The sequence below is a fragment of the Exiguobacterium sp. SL-10 genome (genome assembly GCF_004337025.1).
In the GTDB taxonomy this organism is placed as follows: Bacteria; Bacillota; Bacilli; order Exiguobacteriales; family Exiguobacteriaceae; genus Exiguobacterium.
In genome coordinates, this window is record NZ_SJUP01000006.1 from 19,433 (window position 1) to 34,883 (window position 15,451).

General features: G+C 52.0%; 14 protein-coding genes. 4 read left to right on the forward strand and 10 right to left on the reverse strand.

Annotated features, from left to right (window positions below; translation table 11 throughout):
- Positions 1–8: 8 nt before the first annotated feature.
- Positions 9–1,022, forward strand: coding sequence for a UDP-glucose 4-epimerase GalE (gene galE / locus EVJ33_RS08340; protein ID WP_131436206.1), 1,014 nt, complete (start codon positions 9–11; stop codon positions 1,020–1,022).
- A 44-nt stretch (positions 1,023–1,066) separates the two neighbouring features.
- On the opposite strand, the gene EVJ33_RS08345 is transcribed toward galE, so the two are convergent.
- The 4 genes from EVJ33_RS08345 to EVJ33_RS08360 form a co-directional block, all read right to left on the reverse strand.
- Positions 1,067–2,266 carry an alpha-amylase family glycosyl hydrolase gene (locus tag EVJ33_RS08345; RefSeq protein ID WP_131436207.1) on the reverse strand — a complete coding sequence of 400 codons (1,200 nt, stop codon included), beginning with the start codon at positions 2,264–2,266 and terminating at the stop codon, positions 1,067–1,069.
- 84 nt (positions 2,267–2,350) lie between these two features.
- Entirely contained in the window at positions 2,351–3,274 is a 924-nt protein-coding gene (locus EVJ33_RS08350) for an LCP family glycopolymer transferase (protein WP_131436209.1), read from the reverse strand.
- Between the two features lie 103 nt (positions 3,275–3,377).
- Complete coding sequence (locus EVJ33_RS08355; RefSeq protein WP_131436211.1) at positions 3,378–4,223, reverse strand: YihY/virulence factor BrkB family protein; 846 nt, start codon at positions 4,221–4,223, stop codon at positions 3,378–3,380.
- Between the two features lie 71 nt (positions 4,224–4,294).
- On the reverse strand, positions 4,295–5,245 hold the full coding sequence (locus tag EVJ33_RS08360) for an LCP family glycopolymer transferase (RefSeq protein ID WP_131436213.1): 951 nt from the start codon (positions 5,243–5,245) through the stop codon (positions 4,295–4,297).
- A 431-nt stretch (positions 5,246–5,676) separates the two neighbouring features.
- On the opposite strand from EVJ33_RS08360, the gene EVJ33_RS08365 reads away from it, so the two are divergent.
- The 3 genes from EVJ33_RS08365 to EVJ33_RS08375 all read left to right on the forward strand — a co-directional run bounded on the left by EVJ33_RS08365 (position 5,677) and on the right by EVJ33_RS08375 (position 7,664).
- Positions 5,677–5,889 (forward strand): hypothetical protein, encoded by a 213-nt coding sequence (locus EVJ33_RS08365; protein ID WP_131436215.1) that lies wholly within the window; start codon positions 5,677–5,679, stop codon positions 5,887–5,889.
- Between the two features lie 61 nt (positions 5,890–5,950).
- A complete protein-coding gene (gene gnd, locus EVJ33_RS08370; RefSeq protein WP_131436217.1) occupies positions 5,951–6,832 on the forward strand; it encodes a phosphogluconate dehydrogenase (NAD(+)-dependent, decarboxylating) in 882 nt (293 codons plus the stop codon).
- A gap of 298 nt (positions 6,833–7,130) precedes the next feature.
- Positions 7,131–7,664, forward strand: a complete 534-nt coding sequence (locus EVJ33_RS08375; RefSeq protein ID WP_131436219.1) for a hypothetical protein — start codon at positions 7,131–7,133, stop codon at positions 7,662–7,664.
- A 60-nt stretch (positions 7,665–7,724) separates the two neighbouring features.
- On the opposite strand, the gene EVJ33_RS08380 is transcribed toward EVJ33_RS08375, so the two are convergent.
- From EVJ33_RS08380 to EVJ33_RS08405, 6 genes are all read right to left on the reverse strand, one after another.
- On the reverse strand, positions 7,725–8,339 hold the full coding sequence (locus EVJ33_RS08380) for a flavodoxin family protein (protein ID WP_131436221.1): 615 nt from the start codon (positions 8,337–8,339) through the stop codon (positions 7,725–7,727).
- 267 nt (positions 8,340–8,606) lie between these two features.
- Positions 8,607–10,067 (reverse strand): exopolysaccharide Pel transporter PelG, encoded by a 1,461-nt coding sequence (gene pelG, locus EVJ33_RS08385; RefSeq protein WP_131436223.1) that lies wholly within the window; start codon positions 10,065–10,067, stop codon positions 8,607–8,609.
- Positions 10,048–11,466: a GT4 family glycosyltransferase PelF gene (gene pelF, locus EVJ33_RS08390; RefSeq protein ID WP_131436225.1), complete on the reverse strand. Its 1,419-nt coding sequence runs from the start codon at positions 11,464–11,466 to the stop codon at positions 10,048–10,050. The genes pelG and pelF overlap by 20 nt, the downstream gene beginning before the upstream one ends.
- Entirely contained in the window at positions 11,463–13,304 is a 1,842-nt protein-coding gene (locus EVJ33_RS08395; RefSeq protein WP_131436226.1) for a DUF2194 domain-containing protein, read from the reverse strand. Before EVJ33_RS08395 ends, pelF begins: the two co-directional genes overlap by 4 nt.
- Positions 13,297–14,214 carry a hypothetical protein gene (locus EVJ33_RS08400; RefSeq protein ID WP_131436227.1) on the reverse strand — a complete coding sequence of 306 codons (918 nt, stop codon included), beginning with the start codon at positions 14,212–14,214 and terminating at the stop codon, positions 13,297–13,299. Before EVJ33_RS08400 ends, EVJ33_RS08395 begins: the two co-directional genes overlap by 8 nt.
- Entirely contained in the window at positions 14,211–15,437 is a 1,227-nt protein-coding gene (locus EVJ33_RS08405; protein WP_131436229.1) for a nucleotidyl cyclase domain-containing protein, read from the reverse strand. Before EVJ33_RS08405 ends, EVJ33_RS08400 begins: the two co-directional genes overlap by 4 nt.
- Positions 15,438–15,451: the final 14 nt, after the last annotated feature.

Consider the following 15,451-nt stretch of genomic DNA (forward strand, 5'->3'; position numbering starts at 1 on the left):
CAATCCCCATGAACCCAATCCTTGTCACAGGGGGTGCCGGTTATATCGGTACCCATACCGTCTTACAGTTACTTGAAACCGGCCACGACGTCATCGTCCTTGACAACTTGTCGAACAGCCGCCGCGACGCGCTCGAGCGCGTCGAAGCGTTGACCGGGAAATCGGTCACATTCTATCTCGGCGACATCCTCGACCGCGAACTGCTCGAACAAATCTTTTTGACGCATACGATTGACGCCGTCATCCATTTCGCCGGACTGAAAGCCGTCGGCGAGTCTGTATCTGAACCGCTCCGTTATTACGAGAACAACGTCGTCGGCACGACCGTTCTCTTAGAAGTAATGAACGCGTTCGATGTGAAACGGATCGTCTTCAGCTCGTCGGCGACCGTATATGGCATGCCGGAACGGACACCAATCGACGAGTCGTTCCCGCTCAGCGCGACAAACCCATATGGCCGCACGAAACTGATGATTGAAGACATCATGCGCGACCTCGCCGTCGCCGACTCGTCTTGGAGCATCGCCCTCCTCCGTTACTTCAATCCGATCGGCGCCCACGAATCTGGCCAAATCGGCGAAGATCCGTTCGACATCCCGAACAACTTGATGCCATACATCACGCAAGTCGCCGTCGGCCGCTTGAGCGAACTGAGCGTGTTCGGTGACGATTACGATACACCAGACGGGACCGGCGTCCGCGACTACATCCACGTCGTCGACTTGGCCGAGGGTCACTTGAAGGCGCTCGACTACGTCATGGACCATACGGGTGCCGAGGCGTTCAACCTCGGGACCGGGACCGGCTATAGCGTCCTCGACCTCGTCCAGGCCTTCAAGGCGGAAAGTGGAAAAGATGTCCCCTACAAAGTGACACCACGCCGCCCCGGTGACATCGCCATCTGCTTCGCCGACCCGGCGAAGTCAAAACGTGTGCTCGGTTGGGAAGCGAAACATGATGTCCGCGCCATGTGCCGCGACGCTTGGAACTGGCAATCGAACAATCCGAACGGGTATCGCTAACACCAAAACGAGTCCTCATCTTTGTCGATGAGAACTCGTTTTTTTCATTGTTTGATCCAAGCCACCCCATACGCATCGAGTTCAATCGTCTCGATCGGCTCACCTGTGAATAGGTTCGTTCCGTTCACTTTTAAGGTGACCGGTTCATTGCTGACGTTCGTATGCAACAGGAGTGTCTCCCCTTCGCCTTTCCGCTCGACCGTGAACACACGCTGATCGGACGACGTGTCGATTCGCTGCGTCGCATACGGCGAGAACGCCGGATGTGTCCGCTTCACGTTCAACTGGCTGACGATTCCGGAGAACACTTGCAGCCGATACGTGTCCGTCTTCAACTCTTGGATGAGTGCGTCGTGGTCGACCGGTGTTTGGACACCGAGCAATGTTCGGTAATCGACGGCCGGAATACCTTGTAACGAGAACAAGATGCTGTGGGCAGCGAGAATCATCTCGACGCTCGGCTCAATCAAGTTCTTCTCGAACGGGTCTCGTTCTGCCATCGACAAGAAATTGAAGTACGTCTTCCCGTCTCCTGGTGCTTCGATCCGGTTCGCCCAGTCAGACAACTTGTTGGCATTGCCTTGCGCGAAGGCGAGCATCGTATGCGACGCGAGGTCGAAGTGACAGATGGCGTCGGCGACACTCATGTATGACCCGAGCTCCGACACATCGCCTTCGTACGCGACAATCTGCTGCCCATGTAGTTTATAGTGATGCAGTACCACGTGCCACAGTTCGATGACGCGTTGGATGCTCTCCTCCGGCATACCGCGGAACGACTGGACGTGGACGCGCAATTTCGTCGCGCCTTGGGCGAGCCGTTCGATGAAGGCGTCCGTCTCCTCGAGCAGGTTGAACTGCATTTCGTTATACACATCAGGATCTGTGTCATACATGAGCTCGAACTCATGTTTGAAGCGTCCGAGGTCCTCATATAATCGGATGCGCGGATTGACGGCCGTATCGGTCGGTTTCGCCGAGTACGGGAACAACGAGACGAGATAGAGATCGCTGATCGACGCTTGGACGTGTTGCTTCAACAAGTCATGTAGTGCGTCTAAGTCAGGGCTCCCGTCCGTCGTGACGGCGTTCGAATCGATCATAAGCACGCCCGTCTTCTCACTCAACTCCTCCCCATCATGCCAATGATGATTGTCCCACTTCATAAATAGTTCCTGCCATTCTTCTATCGTATGGTCGTCCTCTAATTGATTGATGATCGGTTCAACAGTTTCCCAAAGCATATCATCCCTCCTCAGTGTCTCTTTATCAGTCCCACCGAACCAAGATTTTCAAACGCAAAAAAAAGCCGTCCCGTAAGGAACGACTCAGTTCATCAAGCGTTGCAACTCGGCTTGGACGTCGGCAAGCGAGGATGCATCCGGATTCCAGTAATAGATGCCGTCCGACTCGAGACCGCCCGCCCCTTCGATACGGAGCGTGCTGGCGTTGCGGAACGCCTTCATATAGTCCGTCGACAACGCCACGAGCTCGTTGAACTCGATGTTCGTCTTGGCACGGTTGCCGGCGACGTCGAGTAATTTTGTCACTTTGTCGACCGAAAAGTCGGAACGTCCCTTCTCGACGATGGCCGCGACGACGGCGCGTTGCCGTTCTTGACGACCGAAGTCTCCGTTCGGATCTTCGTAACGCATGCGGGCATATGACAAGGCCGAAGCCCCATTCAAATCGACTTGTCCGACCGGATAGGTGTAGCCGTCCGACGAGAACGCGAAGTCGTTCGTCACCGTGATGCCGCCGAGCGCATCGACGACCTCGGTGAACGCCTCCATGTCCGCCTCGACGACGTAATCGATCGGGATATCCAAGAGCGCTTCCACCGAATCCATCGCCATCTCTGCCCCACCGAAGGCGTAGGCGTGGTTGATTTTATCGTTCATGCCTTTCCCGACGATTTCCGTCTTCGTATCGCGTGGGATGCTGAGCATCGCCCCTTCGTCCGTCGTCGGGTTGAGTGTCATGACGATGATCGAGTCACTGCGGCCCTGCTCCCCGTCGCGGCGGTCAATCCCGAGGAGTAACACCGACACCGATTCTTTCTGTTCGATCGTCTCGACTTGTTTCCGTTCTTCACTGATCTCCAAATTCTCATTCACTTTCGTCACCGTCTCGTTGACGTCACGGTACATCGACCAGACGAACAGTCCCCCGGCGACGAGGAAAACCGTTAATACGCCGAGCGTGATCGCCAACACCTTTTTCCATTGTGACTTTTTCTTATGTCTCGCCATATGTCCACCTGCTTTCAACATCGTTAGATATGGATATAATTCCCGCTTCACGTGTTGTATTATAGCACGTTGTCAAAAAATGCTAACTATTTATTTTGGATTTTTACGGAAAGTGGGTCTTATAACGGCTGCGTCGCATATGGTCAGGCCAGGCCGCATTGATTTCGGCACCAAGCAGCATCGTCGCCGCCGTCAAGTAGAGCCAAATCTGAAGCAAGATGACGACACCGATTGTCCCGTACGTCTCGCCGAACATCGAAAACTGGTCGACGTAGACACTGTAGCCCGTCGACAGCATCTGCCATGAAATGACGGCAAAGACGGCGCCCGGAAGCGTCTCGACGAATGTGACGCGTTGTTGCGGGGCGATTTTATAGAAGAGCGAGAAGGCGAAAATCAGGATGACGGTCGATACCGTATACCGGGTGAGCGTCGCCAGCCGGTCGAAGTCTTCAAGATGTGGGAACCATGTGTACATGAGCTCGACGAACTCACGACCGAAGATATGGAACACGATCAAGATGACGGCGCCGATACTGAAGGCGATGAGCGTGAGCAAACCGATCAGGCGGCGGACGACATAGCTCCGGGCCTCTGTCTCGCCGTAGGCGAACACGGTCAGCTTGACGAGGCGGGCCGTCCCGTTCGACGCTGACCAGACGGCGATGATGGCCCCGACTGAGACGACGCCTGCGTTAATGTTGCCACTGACGTCATAGACGATCGACAGCATATCGCGCACGCTCGAACCCGGGATGAGAATCTCGATCTGTTCGATCAACAAGGCGTCGTCAATCCCAAGCCACGCCATGACAGTGAACAAAAGAACGAACGTTGGGAAGATGGCGAGAAACCAAAAGAACGCGAGCGTCGCGCTGTAGTCGTTAATATGATGGTCCTTGAACCGATGGCGGACGTCGATGACGAGACGGAACAGGCGATCGAGCACACGCGTCACTCCTTTTCTTCTCATTATGCCATAAAACAAATCGCCCCATCCTTGTTGGATGAGGCGAATCGTCACTGTTCCATCAATTGTCCGAGATACGACTTCACGTCTTCGAGTGACGTCGCGTCCGGGTTCCAGTAATAGATGCCGTCGCTCGCTTTCCCGCCTGACCCTTCAAGACGAAGGACGTCCTGGTTTTTGAAAGCGGCCATATAGTTGCTTGAAAGCGTCCGGATATCTTTGAACGTCATGTTTGTCTTGGCGTTGTTGCCGAGCACGTCGAGCATGTTGTTGAACTTCGAGATTGAAATCTCGTCTTTGCCTTTGTTGACGAGCGCCGTGATGACGTCACGTTGGCGCTCTTGGCGACCAAAGTCCCCGTTCGGGTCATCATAACGCATACGCGTGTAAGCGAGCGCCTCCGAGCCATTTAGTGAGAGCGCGCCCGGTTCGAACGTGTGCTCCCCTGACGTGAACGCCAAATTGTTCGTCACGTTGACGCCACCGAGCAAGTCGACCGTGTCTTGGAAGCCTTTCATATCCACCTCGGCCACGTAGTCGATCGGGATATCGAGCAAGTTCTCGACCGTGTCGAGTGCCATCTCGGCCCCACCAAACGCGTAAGCGTGGTTGATTTTATCCGACGTCCCTTTGCCGATAATTTCCGTCTTCGTATCACGTGGGATGCTGAGCATCGCGCTTTGATCCGTGTTCGGGTTGAGCGTCATGACGATAATCGAGTCGCTGCGACCTTGCTCGTCGGCACGACGGTCGACACCGAGTAGAAGGACCGAAATCGGTTTTTTGTCATTGATCGTCTCCGGCTGCATGCGCTCCGGGCTGAGGCCCGTCGACTCGTTCAACCGCTCGACGGTCGAATCGACTTGATTATATAGATAGGCAGCTGCACCGGCTCCGATGAGCAGGAACAATCCTACGACGAGTCCCACAATTTTTGCAATCCGTTTCGCTGGGGAACTCTTTTTCCGACGTTTTTTTACTCGCTTCTTCTGCTCTTCCATGACTTAACACCTTTCGTAAACCATTTTTATGAAAAATACCATTTTTTATTTTAGCATGTAACTGTCTTTTATACCGTTATTTTTATAAAAAAAGGGAAATTGATGCAACAAATTGGTACACGTACATTCGTTGTTACTTATCGGTCTTTTCTGACGAATTATTGAGTGTTTTCTCGGTATTATTTTTTGTGACTTCTTCACATTCGACAGATTCAACCATGACCATGACCGACTGGTACGTATAAAGACCTATTTCTAAATCAACATGCATCCAAAATTATGTCAATTTTTTGTCGAATCCGCTGTTTCATAGGCATGTTTCCTTATATTCAAACACCCTGATGAGACAAATGGATGATTTTTTGTAATAATTTACTTATCTATGATGAAAATACACATATAAATCCATTAACTGGTTGGAGGGTCAGCAAATGCGTTACGTCGTCACATGTTTTTTAGAGAAACAAGAACCTTGTGCGTTTACGGTGTATGGGGAATCCATCCATGAAGCTGCGTTCACGTTCGAGAAGACGTTGAACGAGGCGAGCCCGCTCAATGACTATGTGGAGTTAAGTGACGGCAAGCAAGTGAAAGTCGGATCGATCCTCGCCTATCGCATCGATGAAGTGAAACCGTTCTTTTGAAGTCTCGCCATATCGGGTAACCCTTATAAGGAAACCAATATAACGAACGGGGTGAACCGATATGGAATTAGGAATGATCGGACTTGGAAAGATGGGGTTGAACTTGGCGCTCAATCTGACGGATGGTGGACACCGTGTCCTCGGCTACGACCCAGGCAACGTGTCGACGAGCCAATTTGAGACGAAACAGTCGCTCGATGAAGTCGTCGAAGGCCTCAAAGTACCGCGTGTCGTCTGGGTGATGGTGCCGGCGGGCGACGTGACCGAGCACGTCTTGAACGACTTGCATGCGCTTTTGTCACCGGGAGATATCGTCATCGACGGAGGCAACTCGAATTACAAGGAGTCGATACGGCGGGCCGAGCATTTTAAGGACAAGCTCATCTACTTCTTTGACGTCGGGACGAGTGGCGGCATGGAAGGGGCGCGTCACGGCGCCTGCACGATGATCGGTGGGGATTTGGAGGCGTTCGGCAAAATCGAGGAGTTGTTCCATGACGTATCGACGGATAACGGCTATTTGTACGCCGGACCGAGTGGTAGTGGCCATTTCTTGAAGATGATCCATAACGGCATCGAATACGGCATGATGCAGGCCATCGCCGAAGGGTTCGAGATTCTCGAGAAGAGCCCGTTCGAGTACGACCACGAGCAAGTCGCCCGTGTCTGGAACCACGGATCGGTCGTCCGCTCGTGGCTGATGGAATTGACCGAGAGCGCGTTCCACAAGGACGCGAAGCTAGATGAGATCAAAGGCGTCATGCATGCATCGGGTGAAGGCAAATGGACGGTCGAGACGGCGCTCGAATACGGCGTGCCGGCTCCGGTCATCGCGATGTCGCTCATGATGCGGCAACGATCACTCGAAGAGGACACGTTCTCCGGAAAAGTCGTCGCTGCCCTACGGAATGAATTCGGTGGGCATGCGGTGGAGAAGAAATGATCAAATCCCACTAACAATTTTCCCGAATTTTTGAGAACCTTTTAAAGACGCTTAGGAGCGTCTTTTATTGTGCATTAAGAGATCAGTCAACTATTCGACTGATATCTTTCTGTTTTTTGCATAATATTTGCTAGCGTGACAATTCTCTCTTTTTTACGTTTTACATAAAACGTGACTACGAATGGAACGCGCATCGATTAGCTTCTTAAATATACTAGAATCTGTAAAATTCTATCCCGTAAGGTTAGCTTATGATGAAAGGAGCACAATATCTTGTGATAAACAAGGAGTGGAAAACATGTTGAAACTTCGTGAGTATCCGGTAAGCGTCTCGAAAAACCTGCACAAAGCCACAAGAGAGACTATTTTTCGCAAGCAGACGAACGATTGGCGAGATGTCGATTACACGTTCAATCGAATCGCCGATCAAGCGCTCCGCATCAGTGAACAAGATCCTCGCTTCCAATTCGAAGGAGATACGATGCTCTATGGACCGATGACCATACTCAAATTAACGCGTACGTTCCCGGATGGTGAAGCCATCTCGTTTAAAATGATGTACCAGCAAGAAGTAGACGAGGCTCATTTTGTCGTTCAAGTCCTAGATCAAGGAATCCGTTTGAAAACAGCCTGGTTTCCGCCTGGCTTATTGGCGGTCGGACCGCTTTGTCAGGAAAGTGTCCTCGAGTTCGAGCCTTGCTTAATCAACGAGCACTTTGTCGAGCACATCATCGAGTACATGATTCAACAGAAAAATTGGATGGAAGCACGAATCAAGCTGTACGGAGAACTTTCATATCCAGGCGACGTTAGCCCGTTCTTCGACGAATAAACATCAAAAAAAGTGACGGTTTCTCCCGTCACTTTTTTTGATGTGATTGGTGCGTCGACTTCACTCCATCACGTTGCCTTCAGCCGGGATCGGCGTCTGCTTCAACATGTTCGCGAAATGGTACAAGTTATACGCCATGACGCGTCCGTTCTTTTTCGTGAAGGCGTTATCGCGGCCGGCATCGATATACGAGTCGCCCGGTCCGGCCTCACCGACCCAATACGCGTCGACGTTCGGCGGAACGGTGAAACCGATGTGCGACAGGCCATACAAGATCGAGGCACAAGCATGCTTCGCCCCGTCCTCATTCCCCGTCACGACGACACCGCCGACTTTGTTGTAATAGATGGCCTGGCCTTTGTCGTTCGTCAAGGCGCTTCCCCCATAAAGCCGCTCGATGACTTGCGTCGCCACGCTGCTCTTCTCGCCTAGCCAAAGCGGTGTCCCGATGATGAGGATGTCGGCCGCCTTCACCTTCTCAAAAATCTGCGGCCACGCATCCCCGTCCCCTTCGTCCTCGGTCACGCCGAACGCGACGTTGTAGTCGACGACACGGACAATCTCCGAGTCGACCCCGAGCTGATCAAAGTGTGGGATGATGTCCTTCATCAATCCTTCCGTATGCGAGGTCGTGTCCCCGCCTTTCAATGAACAGTTCAAGAATAACGCTCTCATCGAATCCCTCCTTCATATAGACAGTTAGATGTTCCCGTCACGCGGAAAGATTAATCTCATCGACATGTCTATTGCTTCATGGGAAAATTAGGATACTCGAGTTCAAGGAGGCTCATCCATGACACGCTTTATCCATATTGCGGATTTGCATCACGCGAGACATAGCATCTCAGTTTTAACCCAGTCATGCGCGGGCTCACAAGAGTGATCATCATAAAAAATTAGCCGCCCTCTCGTTTTCGAGAAGACGGCTGGTTTTTTTAGCGATCATGCCGAACGGTCATTGAGCCATTCCCCGACGCGGCGGAACGTGTCCGTCCGTGGCGATCGTTCGCTGCGACTGAACGTATGATAGTCAATCTCAGACACGTAACGGATTAACCGAATCAGAGAGAACGCGAAGGCAATCGTACAGCCGATGGCAAAGCTAAGTCCATAACTATCTGGGCCAAGCGGCAATAATAACACAGTCAGTCCGGCATTCAGCGTGATGAACAGAGCAGAAGTATACGCCGCCCCACGATGATCCTCAAAATACAGCAACACGAGCGTGAGGACAAGCACCATCGCGTTCGAGAACGCGCCAATGGTCGTCATTTGAAAGACGTTCCGAATCTCAGGTGATAGCCCGAGAAGTGGAAATAACACTCCGGCAAACATGATGAAGAGAAGCGAGACGAGACCTTGGTTTCGGAAGAGACGCTGAAGCTCTTGCCGTAAGACGAGCAGCATCGCCGCCTTCGCGCGTTGAATCTGTTGATACGTCCCCCCTTCGTTCACGTAGCCATAAAACACGCGATACCGTTCATAGAACCGGGTCTCGACGGAGACGACGAAAATCGTCATCGTCGGGATAATCGTCAAGTAGGACAAGAAGATGGCCGTATCATAAATCGGATGATAGCGGAACGTGTCGAGATGGACCCTCCCCCCTTCGGAGAACCAAATGATCCACGTTCCGACCCAAATCCCGATGTTGTACAGAAAGCTCGTCCAAAAGAGGGCCGGATAGCGGTCGAAGTAGCGATAAAACGAGAACTGTCCCATTGTGCTTCGATTCGGGAACGTCAAGAGCATCGATGTGAACAAGCCGAACAATGTGACGATCAGACCGAGCGTCATACTCGCGGTCAACGCAAAACTCTTCATATCGGACGTCGTCACATACGACATCAACCACTGATCGGTCAGGAAGATGGCCACCACCGCGACGGCTCCGCCCGCCACAAAGCTATACGCCACCGCCTGATAGAACTTGGCCGCACTCAAAAAGAGGAAGTGGACCCAAATCAAGTTGACGGTCATAAACAAGACGAAAGCTACCGCGTTCAACAAAGCCGAGAGTTCGGAGAACGATAAAAAGATGGCGAACAAGACGGAGGCGATGGCGACCGTCGTCTTCATCATTCCGATAAAGGCCGGAAAAATGTCCTCATAGCGCTTCTCATAAAAACAGTCGGCCAAGTAACGTGTGACGACGAGCTGCTGCACACCGAGTACGACTTGCGAAAAGATGAAGCTGTAGGAGACGATTAAATTAAACGTCGTCCGCTCCTCGAGTGTGGCAATCGAGAGATAGCTCGTCAGCCACTGCATGAGCGCAATCGTGACGATGACAATCAGCCACGGCCCCGAGGTGACGAATCCGGCAAACGTGTACGCCTTGATGCGGGAGGAGAAATAGTCTTCCTGGAACAACTGTTGTAATTTAAAGCCGATACCCGCCATGTGCCGCGCTCCTTTCTTCATATAGATTGACATACGCCTCGATGAACTGGTCGGTGCGATAATAGGTCTCGACCCGCTGCTGACCGTTTCGCCCGAGTTTTCGTGCGTCATCCTTGTTTTGATAAAACCAAACGCACCGCTCGGCAATCCGGCGTGGATTGACCGGAGGGACGACGAACCCGGCCGGTCCGAACGGTTCGTCCGGACGGCCGTTCACGAGCTCCGCGCATGCCCCGACGTCTGTCACGATCCAAGGGACGCCGGCAGCCATTCCTTCCAATACCGCGAGTGGCTGTCCCTCTGAGATACTCGTCAACAGACAGACATCAAATCGTGGCAAGTGTTGACGAATATCGACTTTCCCGACCAAGAAGACATGTTGTTCGAGCTCGAGTTGCCGGATGAGCGTCTGACATTCCGCCGCATATTCGCGGTCCTCGTCGAGTGGTCCCATGATCGTCAACTCGAACGGGACGAGCATGTCCTGAAGCAGCTTCGCGGCATAAATCATCGTCTTAATGTCCTTGATCGGGACGACACGGACGATGGCACCGATTCGGAGCTTGTCATCACCTTCGATGTGACCGAGTGCCGATAGTCCGGTCACATCAATCCCATTCGGAATGATGCTCAGCTTCTCGGCCGGCGCACCGAGCTGACGTTGTAGCTCACTGTTTCGTTCAAACAACGTGATCACATCATCGGCCTTGCGATAAGCCTCGCGTGACAAGTGATGGAAAAATTGAATCCAGTGCGTCCGGAACTCCGCGGGAATCCACGACGCCTGTAACAGTTCTTCCTCCCGCTCACGTGAATAGATGCCATGCTCTGTCAGGAAGAACGGGATCTCCTGCCGTTCTTTCATCGCGCTCGCAATCAAACCGGCGTAACCCGTCGATGCGGCGTGAACGACGTCGACGCGGGGCAACTCCGCCTGCAACAAATCAAGGACGGGCGCATACATGCTGCGCCACATCCAAAAGTAATTAATGAACGAACCGGCTTGGCCTTCTTCTTGATAGTTCTCTGTGACGAGCTGATAAAACAGACGACTCGAGAAAAATTGTTCGGGCGTCCCGATGGCTTGTTCGAGCAGCGGATAAATCGAGGACTCGACGTGACCAAACGTCATCCACGTTTTAATCCGTTCGCGCTCTTCCGGCGTCAAGTCGGGCATCCGTCGCTTACGCTTTGACCGTTGATTGAGGGCGAGTGTCGTCACGCCTGTGACATTCTCCGGTAACGTGTACCGGTAGTCCGCCTCTGACTTCGGATTCGGCATAATCGAGATAATCTCGAACTCATGCATCGGCATCTGTTGCATCAACATGTGAACCCAGCTCGAGACGCCTCCACTGACATATGGATAACTTCCTTCGACTACAATTCCTATTTTCATGGGCGACCCTCCAAAATCGGGAGACGGACCGACGTGTCTCTCAATTGAACCTGATATAGTGTCCCGCTCTCATCGAACGCTTGCACGTCGCCAAAGTCGAACGAGCCTGTGGCAAGATGCTTGTCTGACTCAAGTCGAACGAGCACGGTCGATGGCACAATCAGTTGTTGCGCGTTGATTTCAATCGCGTCTTCCGTATACGCGACGTCGATTTGAGCATCTTGATACAGTTCATACTTCCGATATGCGTCGTATTGCGTCAATCCCTCCAGGTGTGGATACGTCCCATGAAGCGTTTCGAACAAACCACCGAACGACTCCTTCATCGTCCCCCATCCTTTTCCTTTCGAGCGATACTCATCCAAGACATCATCCGGATGAATGAAATGTGAGACGAGTCCAAAGTTGGCGACGGCGTCAACGACGACGAACAAGTCATCCGGCGTCTCGTTATACCCGCTCGACACACGGGGGAAATCATAGAGATTCGGATACTTCGGGTCAGGTCCGAACTCCTGGATATAGCTCCCTTTTGAAGCGTCCCCGCTATACAGCCCGGCGACGATCAAACCGTTTGGAAACTTGTCATTCAATACTTGAAGACCCGAGTCGCCAATAATATTCGAGGGTGGGACATAACTGCGAATCGTCTCATTCGGCAAATAATATTCAAACGTCTCGACAACACGGTCGACCGCGGAGCGCATCGCCGCTTGGCTGTCCCATCTCGTGTAACCGAGTTCGGGGTCCATGACCTCATCACCCATGACGAGTGGTTGGTGGTTGAAGCCGTGCAATCCGACTTCTCCGTTCGTCTGAATGAGCCCGCGGCCATACTCGAGCATCGGCGCCCGTACTTTGTCGATGAGCTGTTCGGCCGTCTCTTCATTCGTCGCTTTGTAACTCCCGATCAAAAAGCCGGAGTAGATGACATCGAAGTCTTCCCCGATTTGCTTCATGTCCTTCCACCATACTTCCGAGAAAAACTCTTTGATCGACAAATCGTACTCTTCTGTGATGACCGGATGTGAATTGTTCGGGACCGGTGCCGGGAAGTCATCGAGATGCACGACTTTAATGCCGGCCTGAGGCATGACGAACGCAGGAAACATCATGGACAGCGACTGCACGATGAGCCCTCGTGAGTTCTTGTCGGTCAACGAGGTCGTATTCCAAAACATGACCTCTCCTTGTCCGTACGGGGCTTTCCATAAAATCGGCTCATCCTTTGCCGAAATGAAGACGTCGGCCTCGGCCTTCAAGTCGACGTCCGCGATACTATGGATGAACAACTCAGAGTCTTGCGGCAAGTCAACATACCCTGGGAACAGCTCCCGTTCGAACGTCAACCCGTTAATCCCATCCTTAAAATCGCCAAAGTCACGGACGCCGACGAGATCGGACCACGACTGGTCGATGAAACGACCCGCGACGTAGAGCCGTCCGCCGCGCTCGACGAACGAACGAATCGTCTCATACGGCCACGCTTCCGTGTTCTCCCCACTGACGATGAGGACGTGTTGCGGCGATGGCTCAATCGACGCGATGTCATCCACCTCAATCGACTGATAGGCTAATTTCGCATAGTCTAGCGCATACTTCACGTTCGTCAAGATGGAAGTGGACAACTCGTCCTCGTTCTCATGGATATAAATGTTTACCGGTTCTCCTTCTAACGCGCTCGCTTCTCCCGCGAGCGTCGTAAAGGATTTTGGGTCATGTGATTCTTTCGGGATGAGTCGGTGCCCATAGTCGAGTCGGATGAACTGGACGACGACAATCAGAGCGATCAACAGCGAAAATAAGGAGACGGTATAGGTCGTAATCGATTTATTCATGTTTAACACCTTCTAACTGTTGGATGACAAAGCGATAATCTTCAGGCACGTCTTGTATGCTCAGGTGCTGACGCATCCAATCGAGCGTCGGACGTAACGAGGCCCAATCCCCGTTCGTCATATGATGCTCGATTAACATGATGTACCCATCAGCTACCTGAGGATGATGTAGCGTGAGCGCCTCTGCAAGTCGTACGCCCGTCTCAAACGCACCAGACCGAAAGGACAGACGGGCTTTCGTCCGTAAATACATCAAATCAGTCTCATCCTGCTCACCGAGCTGATCTAAATATGTCATGACGAGCGACTCAATTCGATGTTGCATATCTTGGTCCAACAAACCACTGTCTAGAAACGACATGCCCGTCTCGATGACAGGGTAAATTGTCTCCGGTCGTTCCTCGTTCACTTGCGCCACGCGTTGTTTTAACAGCAACTCGTATCGGTCGAACAACGTGTTTCTGACCGTTGCCGCATAGTGGACCGTTTCGGTGTCTTCGTGCTCAAGACCAAGGGTTAAGTATTCTTCCGTATTGACCAACGGTGTCGACATGAGCTGTGTGATGGACTGCTTTCGTTTCTTCCCATCCATCTGTAAGCCTTCTGTCAACGGGACAAGATCAAGGTCTTCTTTCGCTTGTTGTTGCAACCGCTCGAGGTTGACCGCTTCAAAGGTGATGTATTCATCGTAGTCGAGAAGCGTCTTCGAAGAGGCGAAACGACGTGCGATGCCATAGGCCACGATGCCGAACAGCTCGCCGATAATCGGGATGACGGCACTGAGAAGAAAAATGGAGAGCCAAATCCCTCGTTGCTCGCCTTCCGTTCTCGGGAGGACAACGAGCCGATAAACGATGATTAACAGAATGGCGTGAAGCACAAACAACGCAACTAACAGCCATCCGGTCATAAACGTTTCCCCCCTTTCACATAGAACACATGCTCAATCCGCTCTTTGAACCGCTCCGCGGATTCGACCGGTGTGCCGGGAAGGAGGAAGTGAAGCATCTGCTCATCCTCGTCATAACCGATGACATCGATTTCACGCATGGACTGCCTTAAAATCAACTCCATCTCAATCAACGTCAAGTCGACCCCTTCGACCGAGAGTCTGACCGTACTATATGGCTGTCCGTATTGCTCATGGCGAAGCACTTGTTGCGCCACTTTTTGTTCAAAGGCATCCATTCTGAACATGCGTGTCCCATCCACGAGTTGATCGCTCACGAGCAACCATTCGAGCGCATCCGCTTTCTCAATCCGTGTCCCCGCCCAGTCCAATACGAGCTTCATCATATTCATTTCATGGCTGCGCAGGCGGAGGATGTCCACCTCGTGGACGATCAGTACTTCTTTCACATCACCGTCGTAACAGACCGGCGCGACGAGAAGCGGTCCTTCTAATTCGTCCGCCAAACGTAGAGTCGGTCGTTTCGTTTGAAACATTCGCTGAAACATCCCTGCGTCCGAATCGATGAACAACGTCTGGGGCAGACGGTCGACGTCGCCTGAACGGACGTGAAGGCGAAGCGTCCGGCGTGACGTGTCCACGTGATACAGACCAATTTGTCGGGCTTTAAAGACACGCGTGAACGTCCCGATCAAATGGTCACGCACTAAGCCGGTCACATCTTGATCTAAATGGAGGCCGACCTCATAGATTTTTGACAATGTATACGTCGAGTCGAGCACGCGTTTCCTCATCTCGTTTTGCGATTCTTGAAGCTTTTGAACCGTCTGCTTCAGTTGCGCGTTCTCATCGACGACTTCTTCTTGGCGAATGTGTAACGATTGGTAACGCTCGCGATATGAGGTACTGAAGATACCCGCGCTCAACGCCACGAAGAAGTGAAGCAGAATCCAAGCCAACTCTTTCGTGTCGTAGAGAAACAGCAACAGATCTGCGCCTTCCATCAACAAAAATGAAAAATGATACAGACTCGTCAACGTGAAACTGACGAACGCACCGAGCAACCCATATCGCAATGAAAAGAGAAGAATATAAAAAATAAGCGGATCGATCGCCCATTCAGATACCGACAAGTTAAACGTATAGTCCAATATGCCGATAAGTAAAATAGTCACAATCATTTCAATCCATTTAATCGACGTGCGATGCTGGGTATAAATCATAGTGTCACTCATTC

Excerpts from the sequence above, each read along its gene's own strand:
- galE (WP_131436206.1), top strand. The coding sequence starts at position 9 with ATGAACCCAATCCTTGTCACAGGGGGTGCCGGTTATATCGGTACCCAT.
- EVJ33_RS08345 (WP_131436207.1), bottom strand. The coding sequence starts at position 2,266 with ATGCTTTGGGAAACTGTTGAACCGATCATCAATCAATTAGAGGACGAC.
- EVJ33_RS08350 (WP_131436209.1), bottom strand. The coding sequence starts at position 3,274 with ATGGCGAGACATAAGAAAAAGTCACAATGGAAAAAGGTGTTGGCGATC.
- EVJ33_RS08360 (WP_131436213.1), bottom strand. The coding sequence starts at position 5,245 with ATGGAAGAGCAGAAGAAGCGAGTAAAAAAACGTCGGAAAAAGAGTTCC.
- EVJ33_RS08365 (WP_131436215.1), top strand. The coding sequence starts at position 5,677 with ATGCGTTACGTCGTCACATGTTTTTTAGAGAAACAAGAACCTTGTGCG.
- gnd (WP_131436217.1), top strand. The coding sequence starts at position 5,951 with ATGGAATTAGGAATGATCGGACTTGGAAAGATGGGGTTGAACTTGGCG.
- EVJ33_RS08375 (WP_131436219.1), top strand. The coding sequence starts at position 7,131 with ATGTTGAAACTTCGTGAGTATCCGGTAAGCGTCTCGAAAAACCTGCAC.
- EVJ33_RS08380 (WP_131436221.1), bottom strand. The coding sequence starts at position 8,339 with ATGAGAGCGTTATTCTTGAACTGTTCATTGAAAGGCGGGGACACGACC.
- pelG (WP_131436223.1), bottom strand. The coding sequence starts at position 10,067 with ATGGCGGGTATCGGCTTTAAATTACAACAGTTGTTCCAGGAAGACTAT.
- pelF (WP_131436225.1), bottom strand. The coding sequence starts at position 11,466 with ATGAAAATAGGAATTGTAGTCGAAGGAAGTTATCCATATGTCAGTGGA.
- EVJ33_RS08395 (WP_131436226.1), bottom strand. The coding sequence starts at position 13,304 with ATGAATAAATCGATTACGACCTATACCGTCTCCTTATTTTCGCTGTTG.
- EVJ33_RS08400 (WP_131436227.1), bottom strand. The coding sequence starts at position 14,214 with ATGACCGGATGGCTGTTAGTTGCGTTGTTTGTGCTTCACGCCATTCTG.
- EVJ33_RS08405 (WP_131436229.1), bottom strand. The coding sequence starts at position 15,437 with ATGATTTATACCCAGCATCGCACGTCGATTAAATGGATTGAAATGATT.